Origin of the sequence: Winogradskyella alexanderae, assembly GCF_020166335.1 — a bacterium.
GTDB classification, from domain to species: Bacteria; Bacteroidota; Bacteroidia; order Flavobacteriales; family Flavobacteriaceae; genus Winogradskyella; species Winogradskyella alexanderae.
This window is the reverse complement of the sequence record NZ_JAIUJR010000007.1, coordinates 64878-84707: the sequence shown is the minus strand read 5'-3', so window position 1 is coordinate 84707 and position 19830 is coordinate 64878. Positions and strand designations below refer to the sequence as shown.

15 protein-coding genes are annotated in these 19830 nt (G+C 34.6%); 10 read left to right on the top strand and 5 right to left on the bottom strand.

All coding sequences use genetic code 11. From position 1 onward, the window contains the following. Positions 1 to 50 precede the first annotated feature (50 nt). Positions 51 to 1325, bottom strand: a complete 1275-nt coding sequence (gene glyA / locus LBU54_RS11020) for a serine hydroxymethyltransferase (protein ID WP_224529384.1) — start codon at positions 1323 to 1325, stop codon at positions 51 to 53. A 112-nt stretch (positions 1326 to 1437) separates the two neighbouring features. Between glyA and fahA the strand changes: the two genes are divergently transcribed. Continuing rightward, positions 1438 to 2730, top strand: coding sequence for a fumarylacetoacetase (gene fahA / locus LBU54_RS11015; RefSeq protein WP_224529382.1), 1293 nt, complete (start codon positions 1438 to 1440; stop codon positions 2728 to 2730). 18 nt (positions 2731 to 2748) lie between these two features. Here fahA and LBU54_RS11010 read toward each other — a convergent pair whose 3' ends face one another. Continuing rightward, positions 2749 to 4434 carry an RluA family pseudouridine synthase gene (locus LBU54_RS11010; protein ID WP_224529380.1) on the bottom strand — a complete coding sequence of 562 codons (1686 nt, stop codon included), beginning with the start codon at positions 4432 to 4434 and terminating at the stop codon, positions 2749 to 2751. 105 nt (positions 4435 to 4539) lie between these two features. Here LBU54_RS11010 and LBU54_RS11005 point away from each other — a divergent pair, with 105 nt between their 5' ends. Further along, positions 4540 to 5724 carry a hypothetical protein gene (locus LBU54_RS11005; RefSeq protein WP_224529378.1) on the top strand — a complete coding sequence of 395 codons (1185 nt, stop codon included), beginning with the start codon at positions 4540 to 4542 and terminating at the stop codon, positions 5722 to 5724. Between the two features lie 71 nt (positions 5725 to 5795). On the opposite strand, the gene LBU54_RS11000 is transcribed toward LBU54_RS11005, so the two are convergent. The 3 genes from LBU54_RS11000 to ytxJ all read right to left on the bottom strand — a co-directional run bounded on the left by LBU54_RS11000 (position 5796) and on the right by ytxJ (position 10380). Next, entirely contained in the window at positions 5796 to 6878 is a 1083-nt protein-coding gene (locus tag LBU54_RS11000; RefSeq protein ID WP_224529376.1) for a transporter substrate-binding domain-containing protein, read from the bottom strand. Next, positions 6875 to 9817 carry a two-component regulator propeller domain-containing protein gene (locus LBU54_RS10995; protein WP_224529375.1) on the bottom strand — a complete coding sequence of 981 codons (2943 nt, stop codon included), beginning with the start codon at positions 9815 to 9817 and terminating at the stop codon, positions 6875 to 6877. The genes LBU54_RS11000 and LBU54_RS10995 overlap by 4 nt, the downstream gene beginning before the upstream one ends. Positions 9818 to 10002: 185 nt before the next feature. Further along, on the bottom strand, positions 10003 to 10380 hold the full coding sequence (gene ytxJ / locus LBU54_RS10990; RefSeq protein ID WP_224529373.1) for a bacillithiol system redox-active protein YtxJ: 378 nt from the start codon (positions 10378 to 10380) through the stop codon (positions 10003 to 10005). Positions 10381 to 10552: 172 nt separating this feature from the next. On the opposite strand from ytxJ, the gene clpB reads away from it, so the two are divergent. From clpB to LBU54_RS10950, 8 genes are all read left to right on the top strand, one after another. Beyond that, positions 10553 to 13159, top strand: a complete 2607-nt coding sequence (gene clpB, locus LBU54_RS10985; RefSeq protein WP_224529371.1) for an ATP-dependent chaperone ClpB — start codon at positions 10553 to 10555, stop codon at positions 13157 to 13159. Positions 13160 to 13319: 160 nt separating this feature from the next. Beyond that, on the top strand, positions 13320 to 14189 hold the full coding sequence (locus tag LBU54_RS10980; protein WP_224529369.1) for a TraB/GumN family protein: 870 nt from the start codon (positions 13320 to 13322) through the stop codon (positions 14187 to 14189). A gap of 289 nt (positions 14190 to 14478) precedes the next feature. Next, positions 14479 to 15141: a deoxyribose-phosphate aldolase gene (deoC, locus tag LBU54_RS10975; protein WP_224529367.1), complete on the top strand. Its 663-nt coding sequence runs from the start codon at positions 14479 to 14481 to the stop codon at positions 15139 to 15141. A gap of 29 nt (positions 15142 to 15170) precedes the next feature. Then, the gene (gene deoD / locus LBU54_RS10970; RefSeq protein ID WP_224529365.1) at positions 15171 to 15869 is read left to right on the top strand and encodes a purine-nucleoside phosphorylase; all 699 of its coding nucleotides are present in this window, start codon (positions 15171 to 15173) and stop codon (positions 15867 to 15869) included. 74 nt (positions 15870 to 15943) lie between these two features. Next, the gene (locus LBU54_RS10965) at positions 15944 to 16828 is read left to right on the top strand and encodes a histidine phosphatase family protein (RefSeq protein ID WP_224529363.1); all 885 of its coding nucleotides are present in this window, start codon (positions 15944 to 15946) and stop codon (positions 16826 to 16828) included. A gap of 166 nt (positions 16829 to 16994) precedes the next feature. Continuing rightward, the gene (locus tag LBU54_RS10960; protein WP_224529361.1) at positions 16995 to 17741 is read left to right on the top strand and encodes an SDR family NAD(P)-dependent oxidoreductase; all 747 of its coding nucleotides are present in this window, start codon (positions 16995 to 16997) and stop codon (positions 17739 to 17741) included. Positions 17742 to 17746: 5 nt separating this feature from the next. Next, entirely contained in the window at positions 17747 to 18568 is an 822-nt protein-coding gene (locus LBU54_RS10955; RefSeq protein ID WP_224529359.1) for an SMP-30/gluconolactonase/LRE family protein, read from the top strand. Positions 18569 to 18571: 3 nt separating this feature from the next. Beyond that, the gene (locus LBU54_RS10950) at positions 18572 to 19819 is read left to right on the top strand and encodes a glycosyltransferase family 2 protein (RefSeq protein ID WP_224529355.1); all 1248 of its coding nucleotides are present in this window, start codon (positions 18572 to 18574) and stop codon (positions 19817 to 19819) included. Positions 19820 to 19830: the final 11 nt, after the last annotated feature.

Sequence of the window (19830 nt, the reverse complement as noted above, 5' to 3'; positions counted from 1 at the left end):
GCCTTTCAAACCACAGCTTAAAGACTTTCTAAGAATTCTGTGTATCTATGCTATGCGTTAAATAACGGTCTTCCGCTCATTAATTCATTTACCTTAGTAGCGACACCTTCTAAAACTGTTTCATCAGTATGGTTGGTAATGACCTCATCAATCAAATCAACAACGTAAGCCATATCATTTTCTTTCAGGCCTCTTGTTGTTATTGCTGGTGTACCAACTCTAATGCCTGATGTTACAAAAGGTGATTCGGTATCAAATGGTACCATATTTTTATTTACAGTTATGTCTGCTTTAACTAATGCATTCTCCGCATCCTTCCCAGTTATGTTTTTATTTCTAAGATCTATTAACATCATATGGTTGTCAGTTCCACCTGAAATTAAATTATAATCCTTAGCAACAAATGCTTTTGCCATAGCATCTGCATTTTTCTTTACTTGGAGCATATAGTGCAAAAACGCATCACTTAAGGCTTCCCCAAACGCAATGGCTTTTGCTGCAATAACGTGCTCTAATGGACCTCCTTGATTGCCTGGGAAAACGCCCGAGTCGAGTAAACCAGACATTTTTCTGAGCTTACCGCTTTTTAAAGTAATACCAAATGGATTATCTATATTTTCCCCCATCATAATCATACCTCCTCTCGGACCTCTCAATGTTTTATGTGTTGTAGTAGTAACAACATGGCAATGTGGCATAGGATCATTTAATATACCCTTTGCGATTAGACCAGAAGGATGCGATATATCAGCTAATAAAATGGCACCAACGTTGTCTGCAATTTCTCTGAATTTTGCAAAATCTATATCTCTGGAATATGCAGAAGCACCAGCAATAATCAATTGAGGTTGCTCTTTCTCAGCCATATCAGATAACATATCATAGTCTATATATCCTGTATCCTTTTTAACACCATAAAAAGTAGGTCTGTACAATCTTCCGGAAAAATTAACTGGCGAGCCATGTGTTAAATGTCCGCCATGGGCTAAATCAAAACCTAAAATAGTATCACCTGGTTTTAAGCAAGCATGAAATACAGCGGTATTAGCCTGACTACCAGAATGCGGCTGAACATTTGCATAAGCCGCACCGAACAACGTCTTGGCACGTTCTATGGCAATTAATTCAACCTCATCAACTATTTCACATCCACCATAATAACGCTTACCAGGATAACCTTCAGCATACTTATTCGTTAAAACAGAACCCGTAGCTTCCATAACCTGATCACTCACAAAATTCTCAGAAGCTATCAGCTCAATTCCATCTGTTTGTCGTTCCTTCTCTGCTTGAATAAGTTCAAAAATCTGTTCGTCTCGTTGCATAAATTTTGTCTATCTTTAAATGAAAATCAAAAATAGTAAAACATTAGTTTTAATATTAAAAATTATGTAGGTTTGAATAGAAAATAATGAACATTTAATCAACAAATACATCATGCCGTTATCAGCAAATGACCCAAATAGAAAATCTTGGCTCTACGTCAATAAGTACTCTGATTTTCCTATACAGAACATACCTTTTGGAGTTTTCTTAACAAGAGAGGATATCATAACAATAGGAACAAGAATTGGAGATACTGCAATTGATTTAGGTGCCATGCATCAACTAGGTTATTTTGATGGAATACCATTGACAGATGATATCTTTCTACAAGACTCACTGAACGACTTTATCGCTGACGGAAGAAAAACTTGGCGTGCAGTAAGAAAACGTGTAGCAGAAGTTTTTGATGCGAATAATGAGACACTGAAAAACAACACTAAGCACAAGGAAATAATCTGTTTCAGATTAGATGAAATTGAAATGCAAATGCCAATTCACGTTGGTGATTACACGGATTTCTATGCTAGTAAGGAACATGCCACAAATGTAGGTTCTATGTTTAGAGATCCTGAAAATGCACTAATGCCTAATTGGTTGCACATGCCTGTTGGCTATCATGGTAGAAGCTCTTCAATAGTTACAACACATATACCAATTAATAGACCTCAAGGACAAACTTTACCAGAAGGTGCCGACAAACCAGTATTTGGCCCGAGCAAATTAGTTGATTTTGAGGTTGAAATGGCCTTTATTACTACGGATGCTAACGATTTAGGCGAACCTATTCCTGTTGAGGAAGCTGAAGAATATATATTTGGGCTGGTACTACTTAATGATTGGTCGGCAAGGGATATTCAAAAATGGGAGTATGTGCCATTAGGACCATTCTTAGGAAAGAATTTTGCATCATCAATGTCTCCATGGATCGTTACTCTTGATGCCTTGGAGCCTTTCAGAGTTGAGAGCCCAAAGCAAAATCCAAAACCGCTACCCTACCTTCAAACTAAAGGCAAACATAGTTTTGATATTCATTTAGAAGCAGGAATAATCCCTAAAGGTGGAAAAGAAACCACAGTGTGCAAAACCAATTTTAAACATATGTATTGGAATATGGCACAGCAATTGGCACATCACACAGTGAATGGCTGTCCTGTCAATGCTGGTGACATGATGGGAAGTGGAACAATTTCTGGTCCAACAGAAGATTCTTTTGGCTCTATGTTGGAGTTAACTTGGAAAGGAACGAAACCAATAAAATTAAAAGATGGTAGTGAACGCAAATTCATTAACGATTATGATACTGTTGTTATGAGGGCACATAGCGAAAATGAGGATGTCCGTATAGGATTTGGTCAGGTAAAAACACAGTTACTACCAGTTTTTAACCCAAAAAAGAAAAAATAAATTACTCAAATATTTTACTTAGAAGGAAGGCTCACTTGTAAAAGTGAGTCTTTCTTTTGTTACCGGATGTTCAAAAGTCAATTGTTCGGCATGTAAGTACAATCGTTCTGCTTTTTTTCCATAAAGGTCATCTCCAACAATGGGCATGTCAAGACCTTTATGATGCGCCGCATGCACTCTTAATTGATGCGTTCTTCCTGTAATTGGGTAGAAGTGAACTCTTGTTCGATTTTTTTCTAAAGCAAGGACTCTGTACTTGGTCTTCCCTGGTTTACCGTGCGCATAACAAACCAATTGCCTGGGCCTATTATTTAAATCAACACGTAAAGGTAATTCGATATACCCTTCAGATTTATCAATTACACCGTCAAGTAAGGCTATGTAACGCTTTTTTACCGAACGTTCAATAAACTGTTTTTGAAGATTTTTATGGGTTTTTTCGTTTTTTGCTACCAAAAGTAATCCAGAAGTGGACATGTCTAATCGATGAACTAGAAGAGGCCCTTTAGCTTCTGGTAAATAGGTCTTCATCCTTGTTTGGACAGAATCCTTAATGGTTTTTCCTGGAACAGATAAAAATTCATGAGGTTTATTGACTAATAACAAAAAATCATCTTCATATATAATTTCGAGTTTCGTATGTTCATTGGGTACCTTTTCCATTGGGTTCGGCTCAACCTCAAGGCCCTTCATCATATGCCCAAGAATGGGTTCGCATTTTCCGCGACACGATGGGTAGAACTGTTTATGTCTTCTTACTTCAGATTTCGGTGACGCACCCCACCAAAATTCTGCCATGGCTATTGGTTTTAATTTATTTTGATAAGCAAATTGAAATAATTTAGGAGCAACACATTCGCCTGCTCCTGCTGGTGGTTGACCTAGTTGTGTACTTTCAAATATTGAATTTAAGTCCCTGTTCTCTCCTCTAAAATTCAAAAATTGATACTGATCATGTATGGCCTTTTGAAGTTTAGCTGATTTGACCCTGCGCTTCTTTCTAAGTTGATTAATTTCTTCTTCAAATCCAGATAAAACTTTTTTTTGCCAATCTATTTTTTTTTGCCAATCTGATTTTAGATCTCTTAATCTAAAATGATAGTATATGCTCTGTTTTTTTAATTCTTCTAAAAGTTGTTTGTATTGAGTTGAGTTTAAATGTAATTGGCCTTCAAAACGTGCTTTATCACGTGCCACCTTTTCTCTCTTTTGCAAGGCTTTAAATTCAAGTAGCGCTTCTTCAAATTGAAACTTTAAATCCTCATACTTTGCTTTTGCATTAATATACTGCGGCGAATGTTCTAAAGCGTCAATTTCAGCATTAATCCTATTTAATTCAGCCTCTCCCTTTTTATAAAAACCAGAAGGATTTAATGTGTCGTAAATAGGTGGTACAAAACCCGTGATAAAGTTGCTTTCGGCAAGCTTACCTGAAAACCCTGCTAAATAAAATATGTTGCTATGTCTATCCTCAACCACCATTACACCAAACATCTTACCAATAGGCAAGCCCGATTTTATATCATCTAGTCCAAAATTATGTTCAAACTCTTTTTGAGAAACTAAATAGTCTTGTATTTCCAACGATGCCTTAATGCATAAAGGATGAGGTTCGTAATAAAAAGGATAGGTAAATAAATCAGGCAGTGCCTCAGTTTCATCGACTTCTAAAATATGCAGATATGAACCGTCTGTTTTAAACATTTTGCAAATTTAAAAGGTTTACAGCATATCGAAAACAGGATTAAACAAATTAGTTTGGCATGGTGATTGGACTTCCACCCTATATAACCCATAAAATACAAGATTATGAAACGATTTTTACTTTACACAGCACTTGTTTCGGTACTCATGTCTTGTAGTGCCAAAAAACAAATTGAACAGGCCATAAGTCATGGTAATTATGACCTTGCCATTACTGAGGCTTTAAGAAAACTAGAAAACAATAAGGATAAAAAGCGTAAGCATGCTTTTGTTTTAATGTTAAAAGACGCCTACGCCAAAGTCTTGGAAGAAGATTTGGCACGTATTGGGCATTTAAAAAAAGATGGAAATCCAGAATTATATAAAACTATTTATGAAACATATGCAGATTTAGAAGCTAGGCAAAATGCAGTAAAGCGCATAATGCCAATAAACATAAATGGCAGGTTGATTAGTTTTGAATTCAACGATTATAGTGATGCACTTATTGAATATAGATATAAAACTTCGGATCATTTAATGAATAAAGGATTGGATCTTTTGGATACAGAACTAAAACAAAATGCTAGAACTGCATATGATTTATTTGAATACGTACACCGAATAAATCCTAATTTTGAAAATGTGACTAGTTTAATGGAAGAAGCCCATGCAACAGGCATGAATTATGTGCATGTATTTATTCAAAACGAAACGCAACAGATTATTCCGCAAAGACTTGAAGCAGAACTAAAGAATCTTAATGCCTATGATTTAAATCAGTTTTGGACAACCTATCATACAGAAGCAAACGATTCTTTAAATTATGATTTTTCAATGGAATTAAAACTGAAACAAATATATGTTTCACCTGAGCGTCTTAATGAAAGGCTGTTTTTAAGAGAAAGAGCCGTTGTTGACGGCTGGGAGTATCTGTTAGATGACAACGGAAATGTAGCCAAAGACAGCTTAGGAAATGACATTAAAATAGACAGAATAGTTACTGCCAGAGCCAGATTCTATGAGGTATTGCAAACCAAGTCTGCACAAGTTACCGCAGATATAGTTTATAAAGATTTAAGACAAAATCAAATTGTTGATTCATTTACACTTAATAGTGGTTTTGTCTTTGAAAATATTTTTGGCCGTTATCGAGGTGACAGAAGAGCGCTTAATAGAGATGACAGAAACCTACTAAGACAAAGTCAAATGCCTTTCCCATCAGATGAACAAATGGTATATGACTCTGGTGAAGATTTAAAAGTTCAATTAAAACGATTTATTAATACAAGAAGAATAGCAAGTTTGTAAACAAAAACCTCCCTAAAAGGGAGGTTTTTTATTTCAGAATTACTTTAACAAAGCTTAGCAAAAATTAGACCTTATTTTTCTTGTACGTCATACTTTCTTTGTAAATCTATCCAATGATCTTTTTGTATTTCTTTCATTAAGCCAACATTGATTTTGTCAAAATACTTATGGTTTTTAGGTAGCATAAAACTTTGGTAGTTTTCCTTTAAAGTGAAAGGTAATAATTTTACTTTTTCATTAAGCGAAAGCCTATTAATGTAATATTGCAATACAGATTTATCATATAATAAGACATCATTATCCTTCTTTGCTATTGCCCTCAGAGCTAGTATTGGAGAAGCATACGTTTGATTAATTGAAATTCCTTCTTGATTAAGATAGACCTCACCATTAGATGCACCAACAGTACTGATTTTTTCAACCAGCCTAATATCCTCGGCATTATGAATATCTGTTTGTAAACCTGAAATGGTTAACGTCGAAGCAATACCTGCAGTAAAACTAGAAATAATGATTACGGCAGTAAACATCCAAACTATTGCTATTGCTTTTCCTTGATTGGTTTTTGGTGCTTTATCACCATATCCTACCGTTGTCATAGTAACTGCCGACCACCATAATCCATCAAAAAGACCCAGTAGACCCGGTCGGAATTGAAACTTATTATGCTTGCGTTCTACCAACCACAAAAAGAAACCAAAAACAAAAATTATGAATATAAGCAAAAGTATAATTTCAAAGAATTCGATGGAAAAGATATTACTTACAAAAACAGAGAAGGTAGATCTGTTTAAGTAAGGTATTGCTACGCCGATACTAGATATTGAGTATGGTTGGGTCATATCAAATTTCTCTACCCTAAGGTCATTCACATCCATTGGATTTATAGTGATATCTATTTCTTTATATTCCAACTTTTTTAGAATACTAATGAAATCCGAATGAAGTTCATATTTGAAGTTAAGTTTAGACGATTTTGCTATATTTTCCCATAACTCTATACTCAATCCTTCAAAATTATTACCTTCAGACTTAATCACAAACGGAGGATTTTGATAAATACCTACGGTAAGAGTATCAGTTTGTGCAAAGACTTGAAGGCTATTCAAAACTAACAATGATAAAGTCAATATATAAGCAAGCATTTTTCTCATAGCTGTTTGGTTAATTCGTCATGAATAGAGAAATGTATGAATTGAGCTAATATTCTGAACATGATAAGATCATTAGAATCAAAATGATTCTGCTTTGTACTATATGCACACAGGACAACAGGCTGGTCATTGTCTAAGCTAAAAGGAATAAAAAGAAGTGACCTAAATCTGTAGACATCTTTTTCCTGAATGTACATTGTATGTTCCTTTTCAAAATCGTTTATTAATACCTCCTGATTGTTCTCCATTGCCCAACAAGTTAAACTTGTCTTGGCATTAAAAGGTTTTGCACGAAACGTATAACCACTGCGCTCTTGATTTGAATAGCCTTTATGCACAATTTCTTCATTCTCTTTAAAGGCAATCTCAAAAGCATTAACATCTACAGACTCAGCAACGGCCTTGCCCATAGCTGTGATAATGTCGTTCCAACTTGCTTTTTTTGGAATTTCTTTAATGAATAATTCTAATGTATGAATATTGGAGGTCGCGCTCACGAGTTGGTCTCCCTTCTCCTCTAATTCCTTTATTTTCTCATTGAGCTGTTCTTCTTTTTTGGCTAATTTCTCGTTAGAGTACTTCAAAATATCCTGAAATCTTTTAAATCGTCTTCTGACATAAACCCTAAAATAGAACCCTACAAGAACAATCCCCAATAAAACCAATCCATATATAAACCACATTTTAGAATACCAAGGTGTAAAAACATACAACTCAATTTCTAACGGTTCACTCCACTGGTAACCGCCAGGCTGCCTTGCTCTAACCTCCAATGAATAATCTCCAAGTTCAATGTCATCTAGCTTAATACTATTACCATTAGCATTAGACTCCCATAATTGTTCTACTAGTAAGATATCTCTGTCTTCCTTGGGCAGTAGTCTATATTGGTACTGCACATTTTTTGATGGAAACGATAAATTTGTAAACTGCAATTCAAATGGTTTACGTTGATCTACTTCAAAAACAGAATTAAAATCAATAGTCTCTTCGGTTCTATCAACAAATACTTTCCTTATTCTAGGAGTATGAGAATTGGGTAATGTAGACGCCGAAATTCTTGAATAAACCAATCCTTCTGCAGTTCCTACCCAAAGCCTGCCTTCATTATCTGTTGCAATACATCGGTACGCACTAATGACTGCAGGTAAACCTTCAGATTCACCCAAATGGGTTGATGTATTCTCTTTATGAAACACCAATCCTTTAGTAGCGGTAGCTACCCAGATATTATTGTTGGAATAATGTGTAACTCCTCTTACTTCCTCCTGTCCCAAAATATCGTTCTGAACCAATGTGATTTTCTCACCATCGTAACGTAGTAAGCCATCTGTTGAAGCCAACCAAACAATACCTCTGTCATCGATTGTAAGATCATGAACTTCGAAATTTAAAATTGCATTAAATGGAAGTTTAGGACTCAGATTAATGAATCGATCTTGTACAGCATCAAATTTATATAAATAGCTTTTTTCGCCTATTCCTACTGCATAAACTTCACCTCTACTACTTTCTTTCAAGGCCAAAACACGACTGGAAAATCCTTTAGTCTCATCATAAAATTTAACGTTTCCATTAGTGTCTATTTTTGCAATACCTATAATTGGTTTATCAATTGGTGCTTGATTAAACCAAACGTTGCCCTCACTATCAGGATATAAATAAAAAATGGATTCTCCTCTATCATGAAAGTCATAACGTTTTACAATTTTATCATTTTCAAATTTTAAGAGTTCAACTCGCGGCGTTGTTGTCGTGACCCATAGTGCACCTTGAACATCGATCGCTACTGCATTAGCCTGGACATCCTTATGTATAATCTTCGAATCAAAACCAGTTTCTGTGGAGAATATCTCAAAAATATAATTAATAGGAACCCAAGCCTTACCCTCTTTGCTTATGGAAATACCAATCGGATTATTCATCGGCAAGTTGTCAACCGTCTTAAAAAAACGTTGTTCAAGTAACCAAAGTCCAGTGTCAGAACTAACCCAAAGCTGATCCTTATTACTAATATTATCTGTTGTTATATAAATTTCATTGATTGGTCCAAAATCCAATTTTTCGACCCGGTGTGCTTCATTAGCACCATAGATTGTTTGTGGTGAACTATTTAAATCTTTCAACTTAAATAGGTTACCTTTTTCCGTGCCTACGTAATACTGATTGTTATGGTCAATATTTAATGCCGTAATTAAATCATCCTGAAGTACTAATGTTTTTATCTCTTTAAGGGAATTTGAGGTAATTGAGAATATATGCAAATTTTCATTCCCTACAAGAAGTTGATTATTGTGTTCAATTAGAGCCTGACCATTTTTAATATCTAATTTTTTATCAAATTTATTTGTACTTGGATTATACAAATACAAACCATCAAGAGGACTCAAGGCCCAAATACCGCCTTGGGAATCTTCTTGCAACACAATATTTTGAGCATTTTCCGAGTCAGTAAAACAATATGTTTCGAAGCTATTGTCATGCCATTTACCAATACTGTGATTGGATTGGCTAATCCAAATAGACTCATCCTTAGAGAAGATAAAATCATTAGGGTAAAATGGTGACTCTTCCGTCTCGTTAATAGTTCCCTCTAGTATTTTCGAAAATTTTGGCTCGCCAACAATAGTTTCTATTTGGTATAAGCCTTTGTCATTTACAAATACAATACTATTTTTATTGGAATGTAGCTGATGGATTGATTGACTCTCCGTATGTATACTGTAGATATCAAAATTAGAACCATCAAACCTATATAATCCATTTTGACTTCCAATCCATACAAATCCTTCACGATCTTGAAGTACAGTGGCAACCTTATCAAAGGGTGCTCCAGATTCAGAATTGTATTGCATATAGCCATATTGTTGTGCATTTAGTGAAAATCCAATAACACACAATAAAAGCTTGAGAAAAAGTCTATTTATATTGATTAGCATTAACTACTAAGATAGCAAAAAATCACCTTAAATACTATGTGATTTGTCAGTGTCATAGGGGATAATAAAACCCTGATATATTTGTGTAAGTGGCAATAAAAAAATATTCAGATTATTAACAGTTATCCATGACAATTTAAAATTGCTATACGTTTATAGATGTTAAAAGCCATCTTTATCTAAATCTAAATATATTTAACAAGGTCCAATTCATTAATTGCTCCATGGGAATCATGTGCCACAACTACTCCATTATTTAATATTAATAATTGTGGTGACTGGTGAATAACTTGAAATTTAGATGCAACTTCATTTGATACGTCCCTATTATTTAGTAAGTCTAAATAGTACAAGTCTGCGTTATTTTCTAACTGATATTGGTCTGCAAACTGGTTTAAAACCATTCTGCTGATACCGCATCGTGTCGAATGCTTAAAAATTAATTGTGTTTTAGTTTTAGATTTTTCTGCTATTTCATCTAATTGGATCATACTTGTCAGATGAATCCATGGCAATATTTTTTCCTCTTTAGGCTCAGACGAGCCAAACAATTTCTTAAACATAGTGACATTTTTTATAATAGTCGTTTTAATACATGTTGCTTACATTTTGACAAAACGTCATCTATTTGCTAAAAACAACAGACATTTTGTCATTTTTTTCTTACAGTTTTTAGTTGGTAAGATTATTGTCTAAATATACGTAAACACAAAAATTGATTAATACATAAAAAAGATGAATTTTAATAATTATACAATTAAATCACAAGAAGCTATTCAGCAGGCACAGCAACTTGCTCAAAGCTTTGGACATCAACAAATTGAAAATGAGCACATTTTCAAAGCGCTATTCAACGTCGATGAAAACGTTCTGCCTTTTTTATTAAAAAAGCTGAATGTAAATGTCAATATACTGCAGCAGATTCTCGATAAAGAGCTTCAAAGTTTTTCTAAGGTCACTGGTGGTGAAATTATGCTTTCCCGTGAGGCTGGTAAAGCTCTAAATGAAGCTTCAATCATTGCTAAAAAAATGAATGACGACTTTGTATCTATTGAGCACCTAGTCCTTGCAATATTCAAATCTAACAGCAAAGTTGCACAAATTTTGAAAGATCAAGGTGTGACGGAAAAGAATTTAAATGCAGCTATAGATGAGCTTAGAAAAGGTGACCGAGTAACTTCACAAAGTCAGGAAGAAACCTATAATGCTTTGAACAAATATGCAAAAAATCTAAATCAACTAGCCCGTGATGGCAAGTTGGATCCTGTTATTGGTCGTGATGAAGAAATAAGGAGAATTCTTCAAATCCTATCGCGCAGAACTAAAAACAACCCCATTTTAGTTGGTGAGCCAGGAACAGGTAAAACGGCTATTGCTGAGGGCTTAGCCCATCGAATTATAGATGGTGATATTCCAGAAAACCTTAAAGACAAACAAATCTTCGCTTTAGATATGGGTGCACTTATTGCTGGTGCAAAATTTAAAGGTGAATTTGAAGAACGTTTAAAGGCCGTAATCAAAGAAGTAACGACAAGTGATGGCGACATTGTTCTTTTTATAGACGAGATTCACACTTTAGTTGGTGCTGGTGGTGGTCAAGGTGCAATGGATGCTGCGAACATACTTAAACCAGCCTTAGCTCGTGGCGAATTGCGTGCTATTGGTGCCACTACTCTAGATGAATATCAAAAATACTTTGAACAAGACAAAGCATTAGAACGTCGTTTCCAAAAGGTAACTGTAGACGAGCCTGATACAGAAAGTGCAATTTCGATTCTGCGCGGTATAAAGGAAAAATACGAAACACATCATAAAGTCCGCATTAAGGATGAGGCTATAATTGGTGCAGTGGAGCTCTCAAATAGATACATAACCAATAGATTTTTGCCTGATAAGGCTATTGACCTAATGGATGAGGCGGCTTCAAAATTGCGTATGGAGATTAACTCAAAACCTGAGGAATTAGATGTATTGGATAGAAAAATAATGCAGTTAGAAATTGAACATGAAGCGATTAAGCGCGAGAAAGATGATGCGAAGTTAAAATCTTTAAAATCAGACTTAGCTAATCTTAAGGAGGAGCGTAATGAACTCAATGCTAAATGGAAGAGTGAAAAAGAGACGGTAGAAAACGTTCAAAATATCAAACAAGAAATTGAAAACTACAAACTTGAAGCAGAACGTGCAGAGCGCGAAGGTGATTATGGCAAAGTAGCAGAAATTCGATATGGTAAAATAAAAGAAGCCACTGAAAAACTGGAATCGTTTCAGAAGCAACTTGCCGAACAGCAAGAAACAGCACTCATTAAGGAAGAAGTAACTTATGAGGATATTGCAGATGTAGTAGCAAAATGGACCGGAATCCCAGTAACAAAGATGATTCAAAGCGAACGCGAAAAGTTACTTAAACTTGAAGATGAACTGCACAAACGTGTTGTTGGACAAGAGGAGGCTATTGAAGCAGTCAGTGATGCCGTAAGACGTTCCCGAGCTGGGCTTCAAAATCCTCAGAAACCAATAGGAACATTTCTGTTTTTAGGTACAACTGGGGTAGGTAAAACTGAGCTTGCTAAAGCCCTAGCAGAATATTTGTTTGATGATGAAAATGCCATGACACGTATTGATATGAGCGAATATCAAGAACGTCACGCTGTTAGTAGATTAGTGGGTGCACCTCCAGGATACGTAGGCTACGATGAAGGAGGTCAATTAACTGAAGCTGTAAGACGTAAACCTTATTCAGTTGTTCTATTGGACGAAATTGAAAAGGCACATCCTGATACCTTCAATGTTCTTTTACAAGTTTTGGATGAAGGTAGGTTGACAGATAACAAAGGTCGTGTAGCAGATTTTAAAAACACGATCATTATTATGACATCCAACATGGGAAGCCAAATTATCCAAGAACGATTTGAAGCTACTAAAGACATTCAATCTGCAATAGAAAGTGCAAAAGTTGATGTTCTTGCATTGCTGAAACAAAGTGTTAGACCAGAATTTCTTAACCGAATTGATGACACTATAATGTTTACGCCTCTGTCAAAAGAAAATATAGTAGACATCGTAGATCTTCAGTTAAAGAATGTGACTAAAATGATTGCATCTCAAGGTATTACCTTCGATGCTACTCCAGAAGCTAAAGCGTATTTAGCAGAGAAAGGCTATAATCCAGAGTATGGCGCAAGACCTGTAAAACGTGTTATTCAAAAGGAAGTTTTAAATCAACTTAGCAAGGAGATTTTATCAGGTCGAGTTACAACGGAAAGCATTATTTTACTTGATGCCTTTGATGATAAATTAGTCTTCAGAAATCAAGGTGACCTTGTAATCGAAGAATTCTAAAACTCAATGTAACAATATGGGTTTTAAATAGTCTTTATAATGATTGGTTGGTTAAAAGCAACGTCAAATTCAAGCTGATAAAAAGGCCGAACACGACGTTGCTTTCCTGTTTTGTAACAAAACTTAATTTTTTACTACTTATTTACCAAAATTAAAAAACATGAAAAAACACGCTTCACTAATAGTAATTGCATTTTTGTCAATTCTTAGTCTTAATGCACAAAAATTAGAAAATTCAACACTTTGGAAAATTGAGGGTAACGGTTTGGATAAACCGTCCTATTTATTTGGAACCATCCATATAACTTGCGATGCAACATTAGAAAATGATGTCTTAAATGCATTAGATAGAACAACGCAAATTGTATTAGAATTGGATATGGATGACCCAGAATTACAGGTTGGGATGATGAAAGGTATGTATATGAAAGATGGTAAAACCCTAAAAGATCTTGTCAGCGAAGAAGAATATCAATCCATAGATTCCCTCTTCATTAAAAATTTAGGAAGTTCCGTGAAGATGATGCAGAATGTTAAACCTTTCTTTCTGATGTCCATGCTTTATCCAAAATACCTTGATTGTCCAATGCAATCCTTTGAATTGCAATTGATGAAAATAGCAGAAGAGCAAAATGAAGAAATATTTGGTTTAGAGACAATTGAAGACCAAATTCAGGTATTTGAAGAGATACCATATGAAGCTCAAGTGAAGGATCTGGTGAGAACCGCAAAGGATAATCTAGTTTATGATAAAGCAAACTTTGCCAAATTACTCGAGGTTTATAAAAACGAAGATATCACTGCAATGCAGGACATGATGAATGATGAAAATTACACAGGTGTTGCAGAATATCAAAACATACTATTAGACAATAGAAATAGTAATTGGATACCAAAAATTAAGGCTTTTGCAGAAGATCAGGCCACGTTTTTTGGGGTTGGTGCCGGACATCTTGCCGGAGAAAAAGGAGTAATTAGTTTGCTAAAAGAAGAAGGATATATAGTTACTCCGGTTAGAGAAGAGGATTGAAATCACCTAATCTATATAAAAAAGGAGCCTACCAGAGGGCTCTTTTTTTTATACCATACCTTTATTAAACAACTCATTTTCAATAACTGACCACAAAGAAAAAAAAGTTTTCGACGAATTGCATGGCAATTTTTTTGATTTATTATTCGTTTTAACGGATAAATTACTACTTTTATCGAGCTATTTAATTCCACAGTACTTAAGACACCCTCAATTTTGTCATGTAATCCCTCTAAAATAAGAGTGAATTACCATAGCATTTTTTGATAAAACCCTACAAATAAATTAAATGGAATTAAACAGATTTATAGACCATACCCTATTAAGTGCCTCTGCTACCGAGTCTGATATTTTAAACCTATGTGAGGAAGCACTTAAATATAAGTTTTACTCGGTTTGTGTTAATAGCAGTTATGTAACCTTTGCTAGGCAGGCGTTAGGTAGCTCAGATGTAAAGGTCTGCACAGTTGTAGGATTTCCACTTGGTGCAATGTCTACAGAAGCGAAGGTATTCGAAGCAAAAAAAGCCATTGAACATGGCGCATCAGAAATAGATATGGTTATTAACATTGGCAGATTAAAAAGCAATAACCATGTAGAAGTTCTTAAAGATATAAGTGCCGTAAAACGCGCTATTGGTCTTATTCCATTAAAAGTTATCTTAGAAATTAGCGAACTTTCAAAAAATGAAATTGTAAAGGCTTGCGAAATATGTATTGACGCAAAAGCAGATTTTGTAAAAACCTCTACAGGATTTTCCAAAAGTGGTGCTACACTTACTGCGGTTAAAATAATGCGAAAGACCGTTAAAGATCAATTAAGAATTAAGGCTTCTGGTGGAATTAGGGATGCAGAAACGGCACTCAGATATATTGAGGCAGGTGTGGACAGGATTGGTGCGTCTGCTGGTGTTGCCATGATGAACAATCTAAGAATTGCTACTGACTATTAATATTCTCTTACTTTGATTACCTTTACCGCATGAGCGTACACATTGGCGCCAAGAAAGGCGATATTGCAGAAACTATTTTATTACCAGGAGATCCATTAAGAGCAAAATGGATTGCGGAAACATTTTTTGAAAACCCAGTTTGTTTTAACGAAATAAGAGGCATGTTAGGCTACACTGGCACCTACAAAGGCAAACAAATCTCGACAATGGGAAGTGGCATGGGAATCCCAAGCATTTCAATATATGCCAACGAACTTATAAAGGATTTTGGTGTAAAAAATCTTATAAGAGTTGGTAGTGCGGGTTCATATCAGAAAGATGTAAAAATCAGAGATGTTGTACTGGCAATGGCTGCGTCCTCGACCTCAGGTGTAAATGAGTTACGATTTGGAGGTGCAGACTACGCTCCCACTGCTGATTTTGGACTATTTAATAAAGCAGTCGAGGTAGCAAAAGAAAAAAATATTCCAATAAAGGCTGGTAATGTGTTATCATCAGACGAATTCTACGAGGATGACATCAAATCCTATAAAAAGTGGTCTAAGTTTGGTGTTTTATGTGTAGAAATGGAAGCTGCTGGTTTATATACTGTCGCTGCTAAGCACAATGTTAATGCACTAGCAATTCTAACCATATCAGACTCTTTAGTAACTGGCGAACGTACAACAAGCAAAGAGCGCGAAACTACTTTTAAAAGTATGATCGAAATCGCTCTTGAACTGGCCTAGATATTTAACATACTTTTTCGACATTACCTCTAATTCTAAATTATCTTTGAGTTAATCAACCCAGCTTACTCAAAATGAAATGTCTTTTTTCCCTTTTTGTCTTTTTTATTTTAACTAACGGCATTGCACAAAATACCGAGGAAGAACAAATTAAAATTACCTTAAACAACTACATAGACGGCTTCTACCAAGGTGATACAACCAAATTAAAAGCGGCATTAAAGCCTAGGTTATATAAATTCGGTTATTTAAAAAATCAGGATACCGGAAAATATAATTATTATGAACACTTAAGCTACACTAATGCCTTAAAGTTAGCACAACGTCTCAAGGACCAAGGTAAATTAAGAGATGAAACCGAAATGCGAAGTGTAGATGTCTTGGAAATTGCAAATCATATTGCCGCTGCGAAAGTAACTGCAACTTGGGGCATAGATTATGTATTACTCTCAAAAGATGACGGGAAATGGATGATAGAAGAAGTTCTCTGGGAAGGTCCTTTTATGGAAGAATACAAAACTGCTCAGACAACTACTTACTATTTAATCAGGCATGCTGAGAAAGACCGCACTGACAAGTCAAATAGTGACCCTCATTTAACGACAGCAGGCTTAAATCGTGCAAAAAACTGGACAAAAATTCTTAGTGACGTAAATTTTGATAAAGTCTATTCTACTAACTACAATAGAACAAAAGAAACCGCATTACCAACTGCAAATGCCAATAATCTTCACGTAGAAATTTACGACCCTAGAAACTTTGACATAAATACCTTTAAAATGAAAACTAAAGGGAAAACCGTTTTAATTGTTGGTCATAGCAATACTACCCCAATGATAGCAAATCAACTTATTGGAGAAAAAAAATATGAGATGATTGAAGATAATACCAACGGCAACCTCTATATCATAAATATTTCAAACGGCATAAAAACCTCTTCCTTAATAAAAATTGATTAGCCTGAGTCTCAGGATAAAATTCAATAAAAACTGTTAAAGTGAAAGAAATTCATCTTTTCAATAGTTTTACCGAATATCAAATCCTTATGTGGAAAAAAAGCAAGATTTAAATATTTAATATTTAGATTTGAACTTGTAATACTATGTGTTTGTTTTTTATAAGTATATGAAGACAGTAATGATATTAGGAGGAACAAAAGGTGTTGGAAATGAAATCCTTAAATCCTGTCTTGCAAAAGGTTATAATGTTTCATTTTGCGGAAGAGATGAAAGGAAAGGAAAGGAGATTATTCAAAATTCAGAAGATAAAAAGAAGCTTTACTTCCACAAAATTGATTTAACTACTATTGACGGTATAGAAGCATATTATGACAAAACCGTAAATCGGTTTGGAAAAATAGATGCTTTAATTATATATTCTGGTATAACACCAGTTGCCTCTATTACAGAAACCAACGAAGAAACATTTGACACTGTTTTCAATGTTAACCTAAAAGCGCCATATTTCTTGTTAAAGCATGTTTTAAAATCCATGAAAAAAAACCAATCGGGCTCTATTGTCTTCTTTGGTTCAGCTCATATGGATTATGGTCAAGAAGATCGTACAGCTTATGCACTTACAAAAAGTAGCCTTTACACACTATCAAATCATATTGCACATCATTACGCGAAATATGGAATTAGATCTAACTATTTGGTCATGGGCTGGACAAACACTGAAGGTGAAATAAATCTAAGAGAGGAAGAAGGAGAAAGTGAAAATGAACTCAAAAATAGAGCAAAGGATATTATTCCAATGGGTAGGATGTTAAATCCAAAAGATCCTGTGCCAGCAGTAATGTACTTTATATCAGATAGTTCCGCAATGACAACTGGCTCTTTAATACGAATAACAGGGGGAGAATATATATAAAAACTATGGACACATCCTTGATTTTTTATTCAAATGAAGCCGAATTATTCGAGGGACCAATATTCGATACAAATTATAACCTGCTTTATTTTGTGTCAATCTTGGATTGTCTAGTATATTGCTATTCTCCAAAAACCAAGGAAATTTTAAGTGTCAAATTAGATTCGCCAACAAGTAATGTGTATTTAACAAGCACCGAAAAAACTGTTTTAGTTGCCTCGAAAAATGGTTTTTACGAATTGGATTTTAATACCCTAGAAACAAGTTTTAAATTTCAATTGAATATACCTGAAAATGTTAGATATAACGACGGTATAAGTGATCCTATCGGTCGTTTTATTATTGGTACTATGGGTTATCCCGAAGTCATAAATGGCATTGGCAATGTATATTCGTTCCATAAAGGAAAATCTAATATACTAATCAATAACACCACTATTTCAAACGGACTAGCGTTCTCGAACGAAGGGAAGTATTTATATTTTATTGATACGCCTACGAAAAAAGTAGCAAAATATAGATATGATATAGAAAGAGGGAGTGTTGATTTTAGTTCTTTTGTTATAGAATTTACAGGCGAAGGAAGTCCGGACGGTATGTGCATCGACGAAAATGGGATGCTTTGGATTGCAGAATGGGGTGGCTCATGTGTTTCGCAATGGGATCCCGAATCTGGAGACAAATTAAATGTAATTAAACTACCTCATAAAAATGTAACATCCTGTTGTTTTGATAATGACAAGAATCTTTTCATAACAACAGCAAAAGACACTACAGATCCTAAAAGCGGTAGTGGCTTATATTTCGTAAAACAAACCAAAATCTAACCTATGAATCCTACTAAAATAAGTGTTATTGTTCCAATCTATGGCATTGAAAAATATTTGCCAAAATGTATAGAAAGCATAATTGAGCAGTCATTCCAAGAATTTGAATTAATCTTAGTTGATGATGGTAGTCCTGATAATTGTCCTAAAATTTGCGATGATTATGCTAAAAAAGACTCAAGAATAAAGGTTTTACATAAAGAGAATGGAGGTCTGCTTTCGGCAAGAAAAGCAGGGCTCAAAGTAGCTTCTGCTAATTATATTGCCTATGTAGATGGTGACGATTGGGTAGACAATTATTATTTAGATACGCTCTACAAACTTGCCGTAACAAATGATGCAGATTTAACAGTTACAGGTCATTTTAGAGAATTCAATGGAAAGATTGAAACAATGAAACCCAACAACCCAGGGTTTTATAATGAAGCTGAGATTAAATCTTCAATATTACCCAACGCAATATTCAATGGGGAATTCTGTGAACACGGTATGACCACTTATGTATGGAATAAGCTTTTTAAAAAGGAGCTTCTTGAGGATATTCTTTTTGATGTTAATAACGATATTCTAATGGGTGAAGACGCCGCAATAACCTATTCTTATCTAGCTAAGTCGAAGAGACTTGTTATTAGTAAAATTCCACTTTATTATTACAGACAAAGACATGACTCAATTGTAAAGTCTATTGAAAATCCAGAAATGGAATATTACCGACTAGGTTTGTTAATGAATCATTTAAAACAGAAACTGGCAAATATCCTTGATGAAGATACCTTAACAACCCAATTAAATTATTATTTGTATTCGCAACTTTTGGTCAGGTCTGGTGGTTTAATTCATATTAATAATGAGCAACCTCGCTTTAACCCCTTCACCAATGTTTCAAAGGGTTCTAAGATTGTAGTATACAGTTCAGGTTCGTTTGGTCAGCACATTTTATCAACTAATCTAAAAACCAACTATTTTAAAATCGTAAAATGGGTAGATGTAGATTTTCACGATTTAAAAATTGGAAATGCAATGGTTCAACCTATTAGTTCTGTAAACGAAGATGATTTCGATTATTTAATTATTGCCACTATTAATCCTTCAACTCATAGACTTATAAAAAGTGAATTATTACTCATGGGAATTCATGATGATCACATCGCTGAATTTAAAACTGATGAAAAAGAGATTAGCCAATTGATTAAAAAAATGGGATTTGATGAGAATTTCCTATACAAGCAAAATATTGAACACGTAAACTAAAATCATAAATT

Excerpts from the sequence above, each read along its gene's own strand:
- ytxJ (WP_224529373.1), bottom strand. The coding sequence starts at position 10,380 with ATGTTTAAGAAATTGTTTGGCTCGTCTGAGCCTAAAGAGGAAAAAATA.
- LBU54_RS11005 (WP_224529378.1), top strand. The coding sequence starts at position 4,540 with ATGAAACGATTTTTACTTTACACAGCACTTGTTTCGGTACTCATGTCT.
- deoC (WP_224529367.1), top strand. The coding sequence starts at position 14,479 with ATGGAATTAAACAGATTTATAGACCATACCCTATTAAGTGCCTCTGCT.
- LBU54_RS10960 (WP_224529361.1), top strand. The coding sequence starts at position 16,995 with ATGAAGACAGTAATGATATTAGGAGGAACAAAAGGTGTTGGAAATGAA.
- fahA (WP_224529382.1), top strand. The coding sequence starts at position 1,438 with ATGCCGTTATCAGCAAATGACCCAAATAGAAAATCTTGGCTCTACGTC.
- deoD (WP_224529365.1), top strand. The coding sequence starts at position 15,171 with ATGAGCGTACACATTGGCGCCAAGAAAGGCGATATTGCAGAAACTATT.
- glyA (WP_224529384.1), bottom strand. The coding sequence starts at position 1,325 with ATGCAACGAGACGAACAGATTTTTGAACTTATTCAAGCAGAGAAGGAA.
- LBU54_RS10980 (WP_224529369.1), top strand. The coding sequence starts at position 13,320 with ATGAAAAAACACGCTTCACTAATAGTAATTGCATTTTTGTCAATTCTT.
- LBU54_RS11010 (WP_224529380.1), bottom strand. The coding sequence starts at position 4,434 with ATGTTTAAAACAGACGGTTCATATCTGCATATTTTAGAAGTCGATGAA.
- clpB (WP_224529371.1), top strand. The coding sequence starts at position 10,553 with ATGAATTTTAATAATTATACAATTAAATCACAAGAAGCTATTCAGCAG.
- LBU54_RS10965 (WP_224529363.1), top strand. The coding sequence starts at position 15,944 with ATGAAATGTCTTTTTTCCCTTTTTGTCTTTTTTATTTTAACTAACGGC.
- LBU54_RS10955 (WP_224529359.1), top strand. The coding sequence starts at position 17,747 with ATGGACACATCCTTGATTTTTTATTCAAATGAAGCCGAATTATTCGAG.
- LBU54_RS11000 (WP_224529376.1), bottom strand. The coding sequence starts at position 6,878 with ATGAGAAAAATGCTTGCTTATATATTGACTTTATCATTGTTAGTTTTG.
- LBU54_RS10995 (WP_224529375.1), bottom strand. The coding sequence starts at position 9,817 with ATGCTAATCAATATAAATAGACTTTTTCTCAAGCTTTTATTGTGTGTT.
- LBU54_RS10950 (WP_224529355.1), top strand. The coding sequence starts at position 18,572 with ATGAATCCTACTAAAATAAGTGTTATTGTTCCAATCTATGGCATTGAA.